This window comes from Natrarchaeobaculum aegyptiacum (genome assembly GCF_002156705.1).
Lineage (GTDB): Archaea > Halobacteriota > Halobacteria > Halobacteriales > Natrialbaceae > Natrarchaeobaculum > Natrarchaeobaculum aegyptiacum.
The window spans coordinates 1,881,832-1,897,810 of the sequence record NZ_CP019893.1 but is presented as its reverse complement, the minus strand read 5'-3'; the positions used below and the strand labels follow the sequence as shown (position 1 = coordinate 1,897,810).

Below are 15,979 nucleotides of genomic sequence, written 5' to 3'. Positions count from 1 at the left end.
CATGGCGGCATCTGTGAACGATGGCCGGGATGACCGCCTCGAGGAGCGGCGACGGCAGCGGGAGGTTGCCCAGCAGCGTGCCGAACGCCGTGAGATCGAGCGTGAGCGCCGCGAACTGGCCGAGGAGGAAGGTGTTTCGCCGAGCGACGGGACGATCGTCACCGAGGATGGCGACGTCGAGGTCCATCCCGAGATCCAGGCCCGCCGTGAGCTGACCGAGCAGGTCGACGGTGTCGACCTCGATTACCGCGAGGACGTCGTCGTCCAGGATGACGAGGTTCGGCTCACCGAGGACGCAGAGGAACGCGTCGCACGCCACCGGATCGAGCGGATGCAGGACGAACTCGCTCACCCTGACGACGTGTACGTCCCGCTCGAGGGGAGTGCACCAGTTCTGGATATCTACCGGCAGGAACTCGAGAGCGGTCGGATCGAGAGCGTTTCGGAGGTCGACGCGACCCTCGAGGGCCGGGAAGCCGTCGGGAGCCCCGTCGAGGCACTCGAGCGAACCGATCCAGATCGCTTCGAGGAGTTCTGGGGCAACTCCCTGAACGTCGACGCCGAACAGCGCGTCGAGGAGGAACTCGAGGCGATCGAGCGTCGACGGCAGCTGGCCGAGGACGATCCTGTCGCCTTCCTCGAGGAAGTTCGTGAGCACGAAGATCGGTTCGTCGAACGAGCGACGCCGCTCGAGGAGAGCCTTCACGTCGGTGGCCAGCGACGGGACGCGGCTCGACAGCGCGAGGAAACGATCGCCGAGGAGATCGCCCGTGACCCTGCTATCCGGATCGACGACGTCGACGTACACGTCGATCCGACTGGCCGCTCTGGTCCCGATGTCGAACTTCGGAGCGACGCTCGAGAGCGGATCGCCGAAGAACAGGCACAGGCGCTTAGCGAGGAACACGATGCGACCGTTCCAGCGTCGGCAGTGGACGTCGACTTCGAGGACGGCGGTCAGCGTATACAGGTCGACGAGGACGCTGTCCACGAGCACCAGCTCGAGGAATTCCGCCGGGAACAGGTCGACGCCTACGGCGTTCAGCCCGCCGAACTCGAGCAGATCGAGACCGACGATGGCGTCGACTTCCGTCCTACGGAAGTCGTCGACCCGGATGACGTCGACGACGAGTTCCTGGACGATCTCCTCGCCGGGGCCGACGAGATCGAGGCCGACGACGTCGAGGCGATCGACTTCGGTGGCGACGAACCACGACTCGAGTTGACCGACGAGGCCCGGACTGCGATGGCACGGGACGACGAGATGTCGCAGTCGTTCCAGCAACCCATCGTCGGCGAGTTCGCCCAGCAGACGCTCGGCCCCGCCCTCTCACAGTTGCGCGGTGAGCCCGCGGCCACGCTCGAGGAAGAAGAACTCGAGGCGCTCCAGGAGGAAGCTGCTGAAGAGACTGGCCTCGAGCCCGAGCAGTTCGTCCCGACGTTCCAGCACGGGGCTCCCGGCGTTCGGCCAACGCAGGACGCACAGGAGGAACTCCTCCGGGAGCAGGTCGCCGACGAAGAGGACGTCGACCCAGACGACGTCACGGTCGAGACCGTCGACGGCGAACTCCGGGCGGAGATCGACGAGGGGCGTGCGACATGGGTCGGCCGAACGCTCGAGGGCTGGAGCGACAGCTGGCAGTCGGGTGCAGAACGCGCCGGTGACGCGGTTCGCGATCGCGTCCCCGGAGAGGTCGAGGTGACGCTCGCGACGACGCCGACGTTCGCCGGTGATCCGGTTCCGATCACGACCGAGGAAGCGCTCGGTGACATCGGTGGCGGGGCTGTCGAGACCGGCATCAGCGTACTGGATCCGGCGGGTCTCGCACTCACTGCGGGCGACACCGGTCGCTGGGCGATCGAGGAAAACGTCGACTGGCGACGAGCGCAGTTCGAGGCTGCCCAGGACCTCGCGACGATGGACTACGAGGATTTTCGTGACGATCCCGTCCACGGGGCTGCCCTCGGCCTCGAGGCCTCGACTGGTGCACAGCACGCGGGAGGTCGCGTTCGCTCGGGTGGCGAATACGCCTTCGAGACCGGTCTCGAGTGGACGGAGTCGACTCTCGAGTCGACCATCCGGGACGACGGCGACTTCCAGCCCCTCGAGGCCAGTGCGTCCGCCGGGGCCGCGATCGGTACCGGAGTCGGTGTTCCCGGGGCAGCGGTCCGCGGGACGAGGTTCCTCAGTGGACAGGCGGGACGTCGGCGATCGTTCGCCCGCGACGATCGCGGCCAGATGGAACTCACCATCCAGCGCGAGCGTCAGCGAGACCTCCCCGACGAGGCCTTCGAGCCCGCGGACCCGACAGCACCGACGCCCGAGGGCCGAGCGCCGCCTCGAGAGGCCTTTCCCAGTGACGAGGCCTACCAGCAGGCGCTTCGACGTCGTGAGGAGGAGATCCTTCGCGAACAGGTCGAGCAGGCTGGCCCACAGGTCGAGCCTGACGCAACGCCCGTCGAGCGAATCCGGCAGATGCGCGACGAGTTCGGCAGCTGGGACGAGTACCAGCGCGAACTCCAGCGGGCGCGCGAACTCGAGCAGCGCCAGCAGCTCGAACAACGCCAGCAACTCCAGCAGACCCAGCAGCAGGCCGACGTCCAGAGCCCGTATGGTGACCCCGGAGCGCTCGAGACGACGACCGCGGACGCCGTCGTCGGCCCTCCGGCCCAGCAGCGCACCGCAACGGTGTACGGCGATCCCGGAGCGGCTTCCGAGATAGTTGCGACGGACGAATATGTTGATCCCACGGGAGACCTCGAGCTGGACACTGCGTTCACGGATCCGACTGGTCAGGAGACGGCGACGGCAGTCGACACAGTAGCAGATGCGGAACTGGACCTCGAGGCTCCGTTCGCCGATCCGACTGTCGACGAGGACCTCACTGTGGACCCGACGACGGATCTCGAGACGACACTCGATCAGACGGTCACGCAGGCCGTCGGACTCGACACCACGCTCGCGACGGACCAGCCGACGGTGATGGATCAGGAGCTGACGACGACTGTCGACCAGCCCACTGCGACGCGGACACCCGTTCGACCGCCCACGCGACCAGCACCTCGTCGAACGCCGTTCCCGGAGTGGCCCGAGCAGGATCCAGAGCCTGCGGACACGGGAGGCGCATGGTTCGACATGGATGCGGCGGAGTTCGACGTCCCGATCGCGGAGGCCGAGGACCTTCCCGAGGGTCAGGCCATCTTCGGGGACGATGTAGAGGAATCCGGTGACCCGTGGGGGTGGTCCTGATGTTCTGGATCCTGCTGGCGGCCGCGATCGTCTTTCTCGCGGCAGCCGTCGCGATCTGGTTCTGGCTCCACCCGGTCCGGGAACTGGTCGCCGTTCTCGAGGACGTTGGGCCTGCGGAGTCGCCACTGGTCGGCTGGTTCACCGAGGCCGCCGAGTGGATGCCGTTCGTGGTACTGCTCTCGATCGTCGTCCTGCTGGTCGCGGGCGCGATCTACAACCGCTCGAGTGCTTACGGAGGGATCTGAATGTCCGTGTTGAGCCACCTGCGCCGGATCATCCTCGTGTTGATCGCGTTTCTGGCGCTGCTCGTTCTGGGGATAGTGATCGACGGCGTCACGGTTCCGATCATCGAACTCGGCGAGCAGTACGGGCTTTCCGAGGGGCCGTTCAGCACGCCGTTCCAGCTTGCCGTCGACATCCGCTACTTCCCGATCGCGATCATGCTGGTCGGGCTGTTCGTCTGGCTGCTGGTCGGCCCGATCGTCCGGACGCGTCGGGAAGAACAGCAACGGAGGGTTGGCCCGCCATGACGACCGAGGACCTCGAGCGCCTCCGGGACGAGACCTGTCTCGACGTCGAGATCGATCCAGAGCGTCCACCGGTAGCCACGCAACTCGAGGTGAGCGACGAATGAGGCGGACGACCGTGCTGGCGTTCGTTCTCGTGATCGTCTGCTGTGCAACCCTGAGTCCAGTCGTCGGGGCAGTCGAGACGAACACCGGTGAGATTGCCAACGAGGAGCCTGACCAGCTGGTCGAGCAGTTCGAGGAGAATAGGGACGTCCCGGACGGGTTTACGGTCCACTTCGAGCACTCTCTCGCGATCGAGCCGGACCAATGGACGGTGGATCTCGACGCTGAAGCCGAAACCGCCCTCGAGATCGATCAGGGACCGGTTACGACCTCCACATCAGTCGGGCAGGGAACGAGTGTCCTGTCGAACCCCTACTGGGGAGATTCTGACGAGTCTGAAACGTCGATCTCTCCGGAGAACAGTACCATCGAGGTCGGCACGTTCCACTACTACAGAGACGATCTCACCAGAGCGCCCCACGTTGCCGAGGACGTCGAGGAAGGCTACGTCGATCTCGTCCTCGAGGACAGTTCGGTGACCGTCAACTGGGAAGGCCACGACGGCGACACGTGGGAAACGGTCGCCACCGACGAGGTGTCCGAGAGCGGCGAGCACACGACCGATCTCTCGGCCCACGGCGACGAGTACGACGAGTGGCGCGTCGAAATCGACCTCGATCGCGACAGCGGGGCCGACGACTGGAACGCCGAGATCCTCGAGGACGGTGTCCGATTCGAGAACGAGGCTCCGCAACTCTCCAATGCGAGCCCCGACGACGAGTTCCTCTCCGAGTTCGCACCCACCCTCGAGATCGACGTTGACGACGCGCAGTTCGATACCGTTCAGGGCGATCAGGTCGACGTCGAATTCCGCGACGGTGACGACGAGCTGATCCACGAGGAGACGATCATCGAGGCAGACCGCGTCGTCGCGAACCCTGACTCGACGCTGACGGGTGAAAACGAATGGTACGTCGTGGCCACGGACGCCTACGGCGGGGAAACTGTCTCGGAGACGTTCACGTTCGAAGCTCCCGACGAGATCGAGATCCGCGACGAGCAGACTCAGGAGTTGATCGCCGATGACGACGCCGACGTCGAGGTCCGGTTCTTCGTCGAGGAAGACGGCGAAATCTCCGCAGACGAGGTCATCACCCGCGAGACCGACGACGGTACCGTCGACATGGGTGACCTGCCCGCCAATCAGGAATTCGTCGTCTTCGCCAGCGCCGAGGGGTACGAGGATCGCCGGATTATCGTCGAGAACATCTACCGACAGAACGCGGTCTACCTCCTCGACGAGGACGCCGACTCGGTGCTCAACGAGTTCGCCCTCGAGGACCGGACGGGCGACTTCGACAGTTCGGAGACCCGGATGTATATCGAGCGACCGCTTCCCGCTGGCGAGGACGAGGAGTACCAGGTGATCGCCGGCGACTACTTCGGTGCTCACGGCGAGTTCACCGCGATCCTCGAGCGCGGGGAGCGTTACCGGCTGACCGTCGAAAACACCGACGGCGACTCGCGCGTCCTCGGGTCACACACGCCCGAGACCGACGATATCCTGCCCCTCGAGGTCGGGAACGTTCCGCTCGATGTGGGAGAGGACGACGCCTGGACGATCGACGCCGGGATCGAAACCATCGAAGGGGAGCTCGGCGGCGACGTGATCGCAGTTCGATTCCTCGATCGCGGTGACAGCGTCGACCGGCTGGAGTATCGAATCTACGAACGTCACAACGAGAGCAACCTCCTGACCGAGACCGAGGTGACCGGTTCAACGAGACACCAGCAGCTGTATCGCCTCGACGCTGACGAGGTGGAACAGAACTGGCACCTCGAGTACGAGGTCATCGAGGACGATCCGACCGAGCCAGCGACCGGGACGATACCGATCGGCGGAGTCGGCCCGCTCGACTGGCCGATCGACGGCTCGTGGCTGGCGGCGTTCGCGCTGTTCGCGATCGTCGGCGTCGCGACGCTGTTCGGTGGCTCGATGTCCCGAACTGGTGCCGTCGTCACCGTCGTCGTCGCCTTCGGACTGACCGCCTTCGGTGCGATCGATATCCCGTACTCGATCCTGGTCTTCGCCGGGATGGTCGCGCTCGTGTTCAAGTTCGCCGACGCGGGGAGCCACCCGCAGGCCTACCCACCATAGTCATGAGATTGATGCCAGTCCTCGTCTTCGCGATCGCGGTCGCACTGTCGATCAGCGCGTTCCAGCTCTCGGGCGTCGCCGACGAGCTGGGACACAGCCCCGAGACCGACATCGACGAACAGTTCGACACGGCAGCCGAGGAAACCACGGACGGCGAGTTCGACCCTGACGAGGGAGGTGGCGACAGCCTCCTCGGGTCGACCATCCAGGCCGTCAACACCGTCACCTCGATCGGGAGCGTGCTGATCTACCTCCCGTCGACACTCGAGGCGCTCGGGTTTCCCGGCTGGTTCGCAACGCTCTTCGGCCGGGTGTCACAGTTGATCCTGGCGCTCGGCTTCGCACAGCTGATCCGGGGGTTCGTCATCCAATGATTCCACTCGAGATCGGTCCGGAACTCGATCCGCAGGTGTTCGCCGAGGGTCCCGGCGCGTGGCTCGAGCTGGTGCTCGAGATCTACGGCGGTTTCGCCGGCGAGGCCGTGGTCGGGCTATTGCTCGGCGTCGGCCTGATGGTGGCGCTGTACGTCCACTCCGGCGATATGGCGTTGCCGACGGTGGTGTTGCTGTTGATCTCGCCGGTGCTTTACGGTGTGCTGCCGGGCGACTACCAGCAGATCGCCGTGGTGTTCATCATCCTCGGCGGAGTCAGTGCCACGTTCACGCTGCTCTGGAGGTACGTGGTATGATCCGCCGGTTCGTGCGGTTCGTCTGTCTGCTCGGGACACTCCTCCTCGTGCCTGCAATCGTCGCCCACGAAGCGACTCACTACGTGTTCGCGAAACCCGTCGCGGAGGACGTCCGGCTCGAGGTCTGGCCTGTACCGGCCGTCGCGGTTGTCTGGTGTGCAGACGCACCCCGGTGGCGTTGCCGCCTCGCGAAGCTCGCTCCCACGACCGTCGGAGTGACCATGGCACCGCTGGTTGGGAGTTGGCTCGTCTTGGAAACATCGGTGCATTGGACGGTGGCGGTGCTTCTGGTGGGGTACTGGACCGTTTACACGATCCCAAGTGCTGGTGACCTTACAGTTCCGGAGTGAGCCAGACGACTGTTCCAGTCCAGCACCACTCCAACCAGTTCGAGATTATCGAGACTGGGGCAAATTATTTGAGTCTCAACCCGTCACTAGTACCTGATGGACACACCGCCGGACGACTGGACCGATCACACCAGTGGACGCGAACGCGTTCGGCTGGTGGTCGACACGCTCGAGGAGCCAGCGACGGTCAACAGCATCGCCGAGCGCGCGGCTGTCGCGTGGGAAACCGCAGACAAGGAACTGTCTCGGCTCGAGGCGGAGAACACCGTTCGAAAGCGAGAGGATGGCCGATACGAGGTGAATCCAGTTCGGCAGTTCCTCGATCAGATCGTTCGCCTGATCGAAACCCACTCGCGAGCCGAACTCGAGTCGCAGCTACAGGAATATCAGGAGGAAGTCGAGTCGCTGGAGTCGGAGTACGACGTCGCCTCGGCCCAGAATCTCCGTGAACTACTGACCGACGATGACGTTTCAGCCGACGAGATCCGGGAGATCCGTAACGTCAGCGACACCTGGGGAGCACTCGAACTCGAGATTCGATTACTGAAAAACGCCCTCCAGCTGTACGACGATCTCTCACAGCTATCGCAGTCGAACGGAGACACGCCGATTACCGTATGACCGATCCGTTCTCCTCCCTTTCAGGTGGTTTCTATTCCGATATTCCTCGTTAACTGGATGCGACCCGGGATGCGGGCTCTCCATCGAGTCCACCTCACACAGGCGCTCCAGAACGACGACCGATTCGAGACGGTACGGTTTCGACTCGCGGGACCGCGGGAGCGAGGATCCTACCGCGTCGTCGGATCGACGCGAACGAACTGGATTCTCGAGGACCCTGACTATCCGGCGACTGATGCGCGTCTCGAGGTCGGATTTACCGACTCACCGGAAGATACCGACTACTGGTACTGGATGAACTGGATCGAACCAGAGCGCTCGTTTATGCTCGGGTGGCACCGGGACGACGATCATCCCGACCTCGGTCCGACACACCTCCAGATAACTCAGGGTGGCTCGGTCGTCGATCGGATGTCTGTCGACCCCATCGACGAACATCCCGGCGCGATCTTTTATCGGCGCTTAGAACAGCTTCCCAACGTTCTGACCCGGGTGATCTGGGACGGTGACGATCTCGTTGGCTTTGATACGTGATCTCCCAGCCTCACTCGAGCTGGTGCTCGAGATCTACGGCGGCTTCGCCGGCGAGGCAGTGGCGGGCTGTTGCCCGGCGTCGGCCTGACCGTGGCACCGTTAGTGGGGAGTTGGCTCGTCGTGGTGATACCGAACCAGTGGACAGTTCCGTTGCTCTTGACAGGATACTGGATCGCATATGCGATTCCAAGTGTCGGTTACCTCAAAGCACCCAAACAGGTCGCTTTGTGAAGTACTGAGACTGTTTCTTCCGAATAGACACTTAGGAGTCTACAACAGAGATGGTTCTCCCTCTCTGAGATAGATATCTCATTAGTAATTTCTGAGGGTCTATCTATTGGAATGCGGACCAGTCCTCTCAAATCACGAAAGGGATTTATATTCCGTTTGCCTATTTTGAGACGATATGGTCAAAGAGAGTCACTTCCGGGTTGTATCACACCTCATAGAAGAGGGTGAATCGGAAGTGAGTATCAGCACGCTCGCTGATCAACTCGACTGGAGCCCTGGCCACGCTTCACGCATCGTCTCCGAACTAGAAGCGTACGGGTACGTCCAGACCAACCAGAGCGGTCGGCAAAAGCTGGTCTCGCTTACGGATATCGAACCGATCGAGCAACTCGAGGGGCTCCTCGCCGAATACAGCCATATGGATTTCTCCGGCCTCATCGCCGGTTCTGGGTTACAGGTTCTCTATTATCTCGATCACGGACGGACTGCGACCGAGTTGGCCGAGCGGAGTGGTGTTAGCCAGGCAACGGTGTACCGTCGCCTGGATGACCTCCAGCGCGTTGGCGTCGTCGGGAAATCGAAGTCTCGGTATCGTCTCAACGATCCGTTTACAGTACTGGTCTCGATAGCCAGAGGGCTGTTCCACCAGAAACACCGGCGCGAAGTAGAGAAATATGCGACTGGACTCAATTTCATCTGGGAAACACACGACGAGTATCTCTTCGCGTGCGACTCCGACGTTAGCGCTGATGGGTTTCATCTGACTGGGCCAGCACTGTTCGGTGAGTTCGGCGTTCCACTTCTCACCCGTGATCGACGACATTACTTCCGAACGAATCGGCTCTCGGAAATCACCCCCGCAGAGTTAGTCTGCCAGACGCTGCTCATCGATGATGACTCGCGATATCGAACGTATTGTCTGTTGCTGATCCAAAAACAGGAACTCGATCGAACTGTACTCCGAGAGCGCGCTGAACACTACGTATCCGAGGCGACAATCGATCTATACGCTATTATCGACGAACTCATCGAATTTCTGGAGTCAGAGGGCACTAACACGGCTGAGCAACTGCCCGACTGGGAAGACTTCAAACAAACAGCCAGAGAGTATGAGGTTACTGTATGAGTTCTCGTGAACGATTCGGCCGTGACTATATCGAGGCCGAACTCCGGCGGATCGCAGCTCATCTCCAGACTGACGTCGAGGCGTATCTCATCGGCGGTGGCGCGATGTCTCTCCACGAGCCGTCTCTCAAGGACACGACCAAAGATATCGATCTCGTTGTCGTGGACGAAGCGGCTCTCGGCCGCCTGATGGGGGCACTCGACGACCTCGGGTACGAGGAAGTCTCCGATCTCGGTGCCGAGTACGATCGGCTGGGCGCACGCCACTGCGTACGAAACGACGCTGGCTGTCAGTTCGATGTTTTCTATCGACAGATCGCCGATAAGCTGTTTTTCAGCGATGGGATGCAAGCGCGAAGCAAACCATTTCTCTCGGAGGAGGATTTCTCGGTCGGCCTCGTCTCATTCGAGGACATCTTTCTTTTCAAAGCCGTCGCAGAGCGCCCAGACGATATCGGCGACATGGCCACGCTCGTTCAGACGGATCTCGACTTCGACGTCATCGAATCCGAGCTCGAACGCCAGGTAAAGCTCCTTGGTGGGGAGTTCTTCGTCACGGTGGTCTCCGAATCCCTGGAGCGACTCGACGAAAATGAGGGAATCCAAACGCCACTCGATGACGCCGTTCATGAGTACTATCTGCGGTATATGAAGGGTCACGAACTCCGAATGCAGTTAGAAGAGGACACTCCGAAGTCTGTGAGCGAACTGGCCACGGAGTTGAGCGTTTCTGACGAGGAGGTCGAACGTCGATATGCGTACCTCGAACAGTACGGGTTTGCTGAACGAACGTCCGAGGGAATTCGCGATACAGGAAAGCACGACGAATTCACGCGATCGTAAATAGACCCTGCTGCGACGGTTGAACCTTCTGCAAAATTGTGAGTTAGTGGCTCTGTTGTTGATTACAGCAAAAACAGGGTTATAATAATCGAATTGCCAGACGCTGGCCGCTCTGGAATACCATTTTACCGTCGTCGAGCAATATCGATGTATGAGCGCCACTGAGCACTGGTATACCCTTCTCGAAGAACTCGAGTCGCTTCCACCGGACGTGACGCTACTCACACCGCTATCTCACAGCTCGTTCCAGATTAGCGACGTTCAGGAACACCGGGTCGTGATCGAGTTCGACGACCGAGACGAGAAGCGACCGTTGCAACGAGAACAGTTCGAGACGCTCTTTCGGCGAATTCGAGACGAAAACGGCCGCTTCGACCTCGAGCGGTTGCCACCGGATGGGGATCCATATCCAGCGGTGGTGAGTCTCCACCCACACTACGAGATCGACGAAGAGGCAGGGGCGATCCTCGAGACCGACGATCCCTCCTCGAGTCACGTCCTCGACGACACCGGATCAGCTGATGCACACGAGCCCCGAACCGAGCCAGAGCTGGACATTTACGCAGACGCGCTCTTGCTCGTCGATACACTCGAGCGCCACGACGTCACCGCGATGGAGGACCTCGAGACCGGGACACTCGTGACGCTCTACACGCTACTCTCGGACGTCCAGCGCAACGCAAACGATCTCCGCACGGACGTTTCAGACGTCTTGTTGAACCGGCTCCATCACGACCGCCCAGTCAGTGGGCCGTTCGGGTCTGTCCAGCGGACGACTCGGCGAAACCGTTCGCTCAAAGACGAAGACGAGGTATTCGACGCCCTAGAGGAAGCCGGAATTGACCGCGAGCGCGTGCTGGGACTCGACCGCTCGAAAGTCGACGACGCACTCGAGGTCACGGATCTCTCCGAGTCAGCAGTATACGAGATCGAGGACCGGGATTACGTTCGCAAGGCCGACGTCGACGAAGACGTCAAAGAATCCCGTCTTCAGGGGCTCAAGGAACAACTCGCTGCGACTGGGGGTGAAGACGCTGAAACGCTTCGCCGGGAAATCGATGCGCTCGAAGAGCGGATTAACGACCTCACGAGTTTTCAGACTGGTGCTGATGTCGACGATTGATACTGGAAGCGTGGCAAGTATAGGTTATATAGTGATCAAAACCAATATTAATTGACAGCTAGCAATTAAGGTATGGAGAACATTATCATTCCAGTACTTCGGTTCTTAATGTCGCTTGTCGTTCTCTTCGGATTCATCACTGTTGGCTCGTTATTAGGTACAACGCTGGCTCTCCGATGGTATCATGAAGACGAGCAACCGGGCATGTCTGCAGCAGTTGATATTCTTCGCAGCCTCATTTGAACTACTCAATATGCATTCTGGATGTTCTCGTTTCGTTGCTACGGTCACAGTGTCCGACTCTTCCCCCAAAGTCGGACACCGACCCCGTCGATCGGCTCCGATCGAGATGGGGTGACCACCGAAACAGCTACGATTCCCCCTCGAAACTGGCCGGGTAGCCCGCTTCCCGGACATGAATCTCCAGCAGCACGAGAACCGCGACGACATGAAGGTCTGGCTCAGTCAGTCCGAAGTGGAACAGTTACTCGAGACGGCCGACGGAACCCAGCAACGAATCGCGTTTGCCCTCGGTGCTCGCTGTGGCCTTCGGTCCCACGAGGTCCTCGAGGTCGCTCCCGAGGACGTCGTCGACACCAATGCCGGTACCATGATTCGCGTATGGCACGGCAAAGGAGACAAGATGCGAGAGACGCCCGTGCCTCGAGATCTCGCGACGACGATCCGGACCGTTGACGACGTTCGCGACGCTCCTTCGAGCGCGCCGCTGATCGAGATCTCGAGCACACGCTCGTTGCGCCGTTGGCTTCGATCGGCCGTCGACCAGCTGCACGAGCAGACCGGAGACATCGGCTGGAGTCACCTCGGGTTTCACGACCTGCGGCGGACCTGGGCGACGGCACTGGCTTCAGCTGACGTGGATCCGTTGCTCGTCTGTGACTGGGGTGGCTGGAACGATCTCGAGACGTTCCTCAAGCATTACAAGGGTAGTTTCTCACCCGAAGCACAGAAACGAGAGCGGGAAAAGATTCCCTGGCTTTGACCGGACGTTGCCAGAATCGTTCCTGAATCAGGTGTACGTATCGTCGAACTCGTTGAGCGTTGTGGCGGCAGTATCAGACCGGTCAGTATCTCGCGTAACTACCGCGACGATGATGTTCGGATAGAAAATAGCTTCACTACGCTAGCGAACGTTTCGCACCGCTTCGATAGAATCGACCCCGACGGCCAACTCTTTGAGCGCGTTACCTAGCGGGGCCTCCTCGTTGTTGTCGGGATCATCACCGATGAACTGGTGAAGTCGTCGATGGTGAGGCTCATTCCCGAGCATACAGGTGCTGGTTGCAAAACCCTGTGAGGATGTTCACGTCAATAGCCGCGAAGGCATGGATCCTGGCATGATCCTGCTTTTCGCTCCACAGGGGCATTTCCAAGGGTGTTAGCGGTAACCCCCTATAGTGTAGGGTCTTAAAATCTTTCGTCCAGCGGTCAACTGACTGCCACGAGCTTCTGTACGGAAAGCAGTCGAAAAACCGCCTGATGCGAGTAGCCGATCCACTCGCCCACCTGTTGGTACGAGAGACCCAGATGGTACAGAAACGCCGTTTCAACCGCTGTTCGATCGGTGTATCTTCTCGGGGTACCCTCTTTGATCGCGTTCCCGTTCGACTAGCTGGTCGAGCATTAGACTTCACCAACACCCCATCCGTTCTAGTTTAACAGGTCGGGGTATCCAGAGACGCCAAGCTAGAATCGTCAGTAACTAGGAATGTGAGAATCCGGTGGGAAGTGTGTACAAACCACCGGATTCAGTAGTTGTGAACCGAATTCAAAGAGCGTTTCCATCCGATGAGTTGCGCGAGCGTGCTCGCGCAACGAATCTTATCCAGCGAGAGCGGAAACTCGACGTCGTCGCGTTGTTTTACACGCTCTCCCTCGGCTTTGCCGCTGGTTCTGATCGATCCATTCAGGCGTTTCTCGAACGCTACGTCGAGATGGCTGACTGCGACGAACTCTCGTATGCGACGTTTCACGGCTGGTTCAAACCAGGGTTCGTCGCACTCCTTCGAGAGATTCTCGATGAGGCCATCGAGAATCTCGACACCGGCCAAACCGAGCTGAGCGGACGTCTCGAACGATTTCGAGACGTCCTCATCGTCGACGCGACGATCATCTCGCTCTACCAAGACGCCAAAGATGTCTACGCACTCGATGATGACCGAGCCGGGGCGAAACTCCATCTCACCGAATCGCTCTCAACGGGACTTCCAACGCGATTTCGGACGACCGACGCGAGCACCCATGAACGGAGCCAGCTACCCACCGGCGAGTGGGTAGCTGGCGCCCTCATTCTGTTCGATCTCGGCTACTACGATTTCTGGCTGTTCGACCGCATTGACGCCAATGATGGCTGGTTCGTCTCTCGCGTCAAAGAAAACGCAGACTTCGAAATCGTCGAAGAACTCCGGACGTGGCGAGGGAACAGCATTCCGCTAGAAGGCCAGTCGCTGCAGGCCGTCCTCGACGACCTGAAGCGACAGGAAATTGACGTACAGATCACGCTCTCGTTCGACCGCAAACGAGGGTCGGGCGCCAGCGCGACCCGAACCTTCCGATTAGTCGGCGTTCGCAACGATGACAGCGGCGAGTATCATCTGTACCTGACGAATCTGGAGAGAGACGACTACCGCGCGCCCGATATCGCACAGCTCTATCGGGCGCGCTGGGAGATCGAACTGCTGTTCAAAGAACTCAAATCACGGTTCGGTCTGGACGAGATCAACACGACCGACGCCTACATCATCGAGGCGCTGATCATCATGGCAGCACTCTCGCTGCTGATGAGCCGGGTTATCGTCGACGAACTCCAGAAACTGGACGCAAAGCAGCGAGACTGCGCCGACGACGCCGCGGCGTCGTCGACGCGGCTTCCTCGACGACGATGTTCACACGCTGTCGAACGCCACGCTCATCTGATCCAGTTGTACCTGATGTTGGATCTGGGGTACGAGCTACCGGATCTCGATTCGTTGTTGCTGTGGTCGTCACGAGATCCAAATCCACACCGTCCGAGGTTACGTGAACAGGTGGAGTCAGGCGAGTTCTGGTAACGAACTCGCCTGACGAGACGGGCTGGATCGCCCAGGCTGGTCAGCGACGGCTCTGGAACGGCGGCGCACTCACGACTGCGAGTGCGCCGCCTTCGACGGGAGACATGACCAAGAACCGGCTGGTTTGCTTGAGCAGCAGCTATCTCGGTATGATTGCGGTGAGACTCGACGCATTTTCGGCGTGATCACCGTCTCAGTTAGTCGCTAAGCTAGAACGGATGATGAGCCGGGTTATCGTCGACGAACTCCAGAAACTGGACGCAAAGCAGCGAGACTGCGCCGACGACGCCGCGGCGTCGTCGACGCGGCTTCCTCGACGACGATGTTCACACGCTGTCGAACGCCACGCTCATCTGATCCAGTTGTACCTGATGTTGGATCTGGGGTACGAGCTACCGGATCTCGATTCGTTGTTGCTGTGGTCGTCACGAGATCCAAATCCACACCGTCCGAGGTTACGTGAACAGGTGGAGTCAGGCGAGTTCTGGTAACGAACTCGCCTGACGAGACGGGCTGGATCGCCCAGGCTGGTCAGCGACGGCTCTGGAACGGCGGCGCACTCACGACTGCGAGTGCGCCGCCTTCGACGGGAGACATGACCAAGAACCGGCTGGTTTGCTTGAGCAGCAGCTATCTCGGTATGATTGCGGTGAGACTCGACGCATTTTCGGCGTGATCACCGTCTCAGTTAGTCGCTAAGCTAGAACGGATGATGAGCCGGGTTATCGTCGACGAACTCCAGAAACTGGACGCAAAGCAGCGAGACTGCGCCGACGACGCCGCGGCGTCGTCGACGCGGCTTCCTCGACGACGATGTTCACACGCTGTCGAACGCCACGCTCATCTGATCCAGTTGTACCTGATGTTGGATCTGGGGTACGAGCTACCGGATCTCGATTCGTTGTTGCTGTGGTCGTCACGAGATCCAAATCCACACCGTCCGAGGTTACGTGAACAGGTGGAGTCAGGCGAGTTCTGGTAACGAACTCGCCTGACGAGACGGGCTGGATCGCCCAGGCTGGTCAGCGACGGCTCTGGAACGGCGGCGCACTCACGACTGCGAGTGCGCCGCCTTCGACGGGAGACATGACCAAGAACCGGCTGGTTTGCTTGAGCAGCAGCTATCTCGGTATGATTGCGGTGAGACTCGACGCATTTTCGGCGTGATCACCGTCTCAGTTAGTCGCTAAGCTAGAACGGATGCCGATATGGGGATGCTGTAACTGGAGATGCCGAAATAAATCTTGAAATAAACTACATTAGTGGTGGTCAGTTTAACACTGTAACTGCTGAGCTAGAAACGCCAACTGGTCGAGATGAAGGATACAATGAATCCACTGCACAATTCTATTTCCCATCAGACATTGGTACGATAATGGCTTGGGGGGAGATCTACGTTGAGGCGTCCTCCGG

General features: G+C 60.2%; 16 protein-coding genes and 2 pseudogenes. 17 read left to right on the top strand and 1 reads right to left on the bottom strand.

Annotated features, from left to right (window positions below):
- Nucleotide 1: 1 nt before the first annotated feature.
- The 14 genes from B1756_RS09385 to B1756_RS09325 all read left to right on the top strand — a co-directional run bounded on the left by B1756_RS09385 (nucleotide 2) and on the right by B1756_RS09325 (nucleotide 12,498).
- Nucleotides 2-3,250 (top strand): coiled-coil domain-containing protein, encoded by a 3,249-nt coding sequence (locus B1756_RS09385; protein ID WP_086888299.1) that lies wholly within the window; start codon nucleotides 2-4, stop codon nucleotides 3,248-3,250.
- Nucleotides 3,250-3,495, top strand: coding sequence for a hypothetical protein (locus tag B1756_RS09380; protein WP_152031289.1), 246 nt, complete (start codon nucleotides 3,250-3,252; stop codon nucleotides 3,493-3,495). The genes B1756_RS09385 and B1756_RS09380 overlap by 1 nt, the downstream gene beginning before the upstream one ends.
- On the top strand, nucleotides 3,496-3,780 hold the full coding sequence (locus B1756_RS19400) for a hypothetical protein (protein ID WP_086888297.1): 285 nt from the start codon (nucleotides 3,496-3,498) through the stop codon (nucleotides 3,778-3,780).
- A gap of 100 nt (nucleotides 3,781-3,880) precedes the next feature.
- Complete coding sequence (locus B1756_RS09370) at nucleotides 3,881-5,980, top strand: hypothetical protein (RefSeq protein WP_086888296.1); 2,100 nt, start codon at nucleotides 3,881-3,883, stop codon at nucleotides 5,978-5,980.
- A gap of 11 nt (nucleotides 5,981-5,991) precedes the next feature.
- Nucleotides 5,992-6,354, top strand: a complete 363-nt coding sequence (locus B1756_RS09365; RefSeq protein ID WP_086888295.1) for a hypothetical protein — start codon at nucleotides 5,992-5,994, stop codon at nucleotides 6,352-6,354.
- A complete protein-coding gene (locus B1756_RS09360) occupies nucleotides 6,351-6,668 on the top strand; it encodes a hypothetical protein (protein ID WP_086888294.1) in 318 nt (105 codons plus the stop codon). Before B1756_RS09365 ends, B1756_RS09360 begins: the two co-directional genes overlap by 4 nt.
- The gene (locus B1756_RS09355; protein WP_086888293.1) at nucleotides 6,665-7,018 is read left to right on the top strand and encodes a hypothetical protein; all 354 of its coding nucleotides are present in this window, start codon (nucleotides 6,665-6,667) and stop codon (nucleotides 7,016-7,018) included. Before B1756_RS09360 ends, B1756_RS09355 begins: the two co-directional genes overlap by 4 nt.
- A 96-nt stretch (nucleotides 7,019-7,114) precedes the next feature.
- Nucleotides 7,115-7,639 carry a DUF7342 family protein gene (locus B1756_RS09350; protein WP_228434576.1) on the top strand — a complete coding sequence of 175 codons (525 nt, stop codon included), beginning with the start codon at nucleotides 7,115-7,117 and terminating at the stop codon, nucleotides 7,637-7,639.
- A gap of 69 nt (nucleotides 7,640-7,708) precedes the next feature.
- Nucleotides 7,709-8,173 carry a hypothetical protein gene (locus tag B1756_RS09345; RefSeq protein WP_086888292.1) on the top strand — a complete coding sequence of 155 codons (465 nt, stop codon included), beginning with the start codon at nucleotides 7,709-7,711 and terminating at the stop codon, nucleotides 8,171-8,173.
- Nucleotides 8,174-8,579: 406 nt separating this feature from the next.
- The gene (locus B1756_RS09340) at nucleotides 8,580-9,530 is read left to right on the top strand and encodes a helix-turn-helix domain-containing protein (protein ID WP_086888291.1); all 951 of its coding nucleotides are present in this window, start codon (nucleotides 8,580-8,582) and stop codon (nucleotides 9,528-9,530) included.
- A complete protein-coding gene (locus B1756_RS19395; protein WP_161493166.1) occupies nucleotides 9,527-10,372 on the top strand; it encodes a DUF6036 family nucleotidyltransferase in 846 nt (281 codons plus the stop codon). The genes B1756_RS09340 and B1756_RS19395 overlap by 4 nt, the downstream gene beginning before the upstream one ends.
- Before the next feature lie 151 nt (nucleotides 10,373-10,523).
- Nucleotides 10,524-11,495, top strand: coding sequence for a DUF7983 family protein (locus B1756_RS09330; RefSeq protein ID WP_086888289.1), 972 nt, complete (start codon nucleotides 10,524-10,526; stop codon nucleotides 11,493-11,495).
- Nucleotides 11,496-11,567: 72 nt separating this feature from the next.
- Nucleotides 11,568-11,738: a hypothetical protein gene (locus B1756_RS19390; protein ID WP_161493165.1), complete on the top strand. Its 171-nt coding sequence runs from the start codon at nucleotides 11,568-11,570 to the stop codon at nucleotides 11,736-11,738.
- Nucleotides 11,739-11,910: 172 nt separating this feature from the next.
- Nucleotides 11,911-12,498 (top strand): tyrosine-type recombinase/integrase, encoded by a 588-nt coding sequence (locus B1756_RS09325; RefSeq protein ID WP_086888288.1) that lies wholly within the window; start codon nucleotides 11,911-11,913, stop codon nucleotides 12,496-12,498.
- 141 nt (nucleotides 12,499-12,639) lie between these two features.
- Here B1756_RS09325 and B1756_RS19630 read toward each other — a convergent pair whose 3' ends face one another.
- Nucleotides 12,640-12,786, bottom strand: coding sequence for a hypothetical protein (locus tag B1756_RS19630; RefSeq protein ID WP_186336545.1), 147 nt, complete (start codon nucleotides 12,784-12,786; stop codon nucleotides 12,640-12,642).
- A gap of 451 nt (nucleotides 12,787-13,237) precedes the next feature.
- Between B1756_RS19630 and B1756_RS09320 the strand changes: the two genes are divergently transcribed.
- From B1756_RS09320 to B1756_RS09310, 3 genes and pseudogenes are all read left to right on the top strand, one after another.
- Nucleotides 13,238-14,566 carry an IS4 family transposase gene (locus B1756_RS09320; RefSeq protein WP_086887708.1) on the top strand — a complete coding sequence of 443 codons (1,329 nt, stop codon included), beginning with the start codon at nucleotides 13,238-13,240 and terminating at the stop codon, nucleotides 14,564-14,566.
- A gap of 212 nt (nucleotides 14,567-14,778) precedes the next feature.
- A pseudogene (locus B1756_RS09315) lies at nucleotides 14,779-15,057 on the top strand (IS4 family transposase); the annotation flags it as partial.
- Between the two features lie 212 nt (nucleotides 15,058-15,269).
- Nucleotides 15,270-15,548, top strand: a pseudogene (locus B1756_RS09310) (IS4 family transposase); the annotation flags it as partial.
- Nucleotides 15,549-15,979 lie beyond the last annotated feature (431 nt).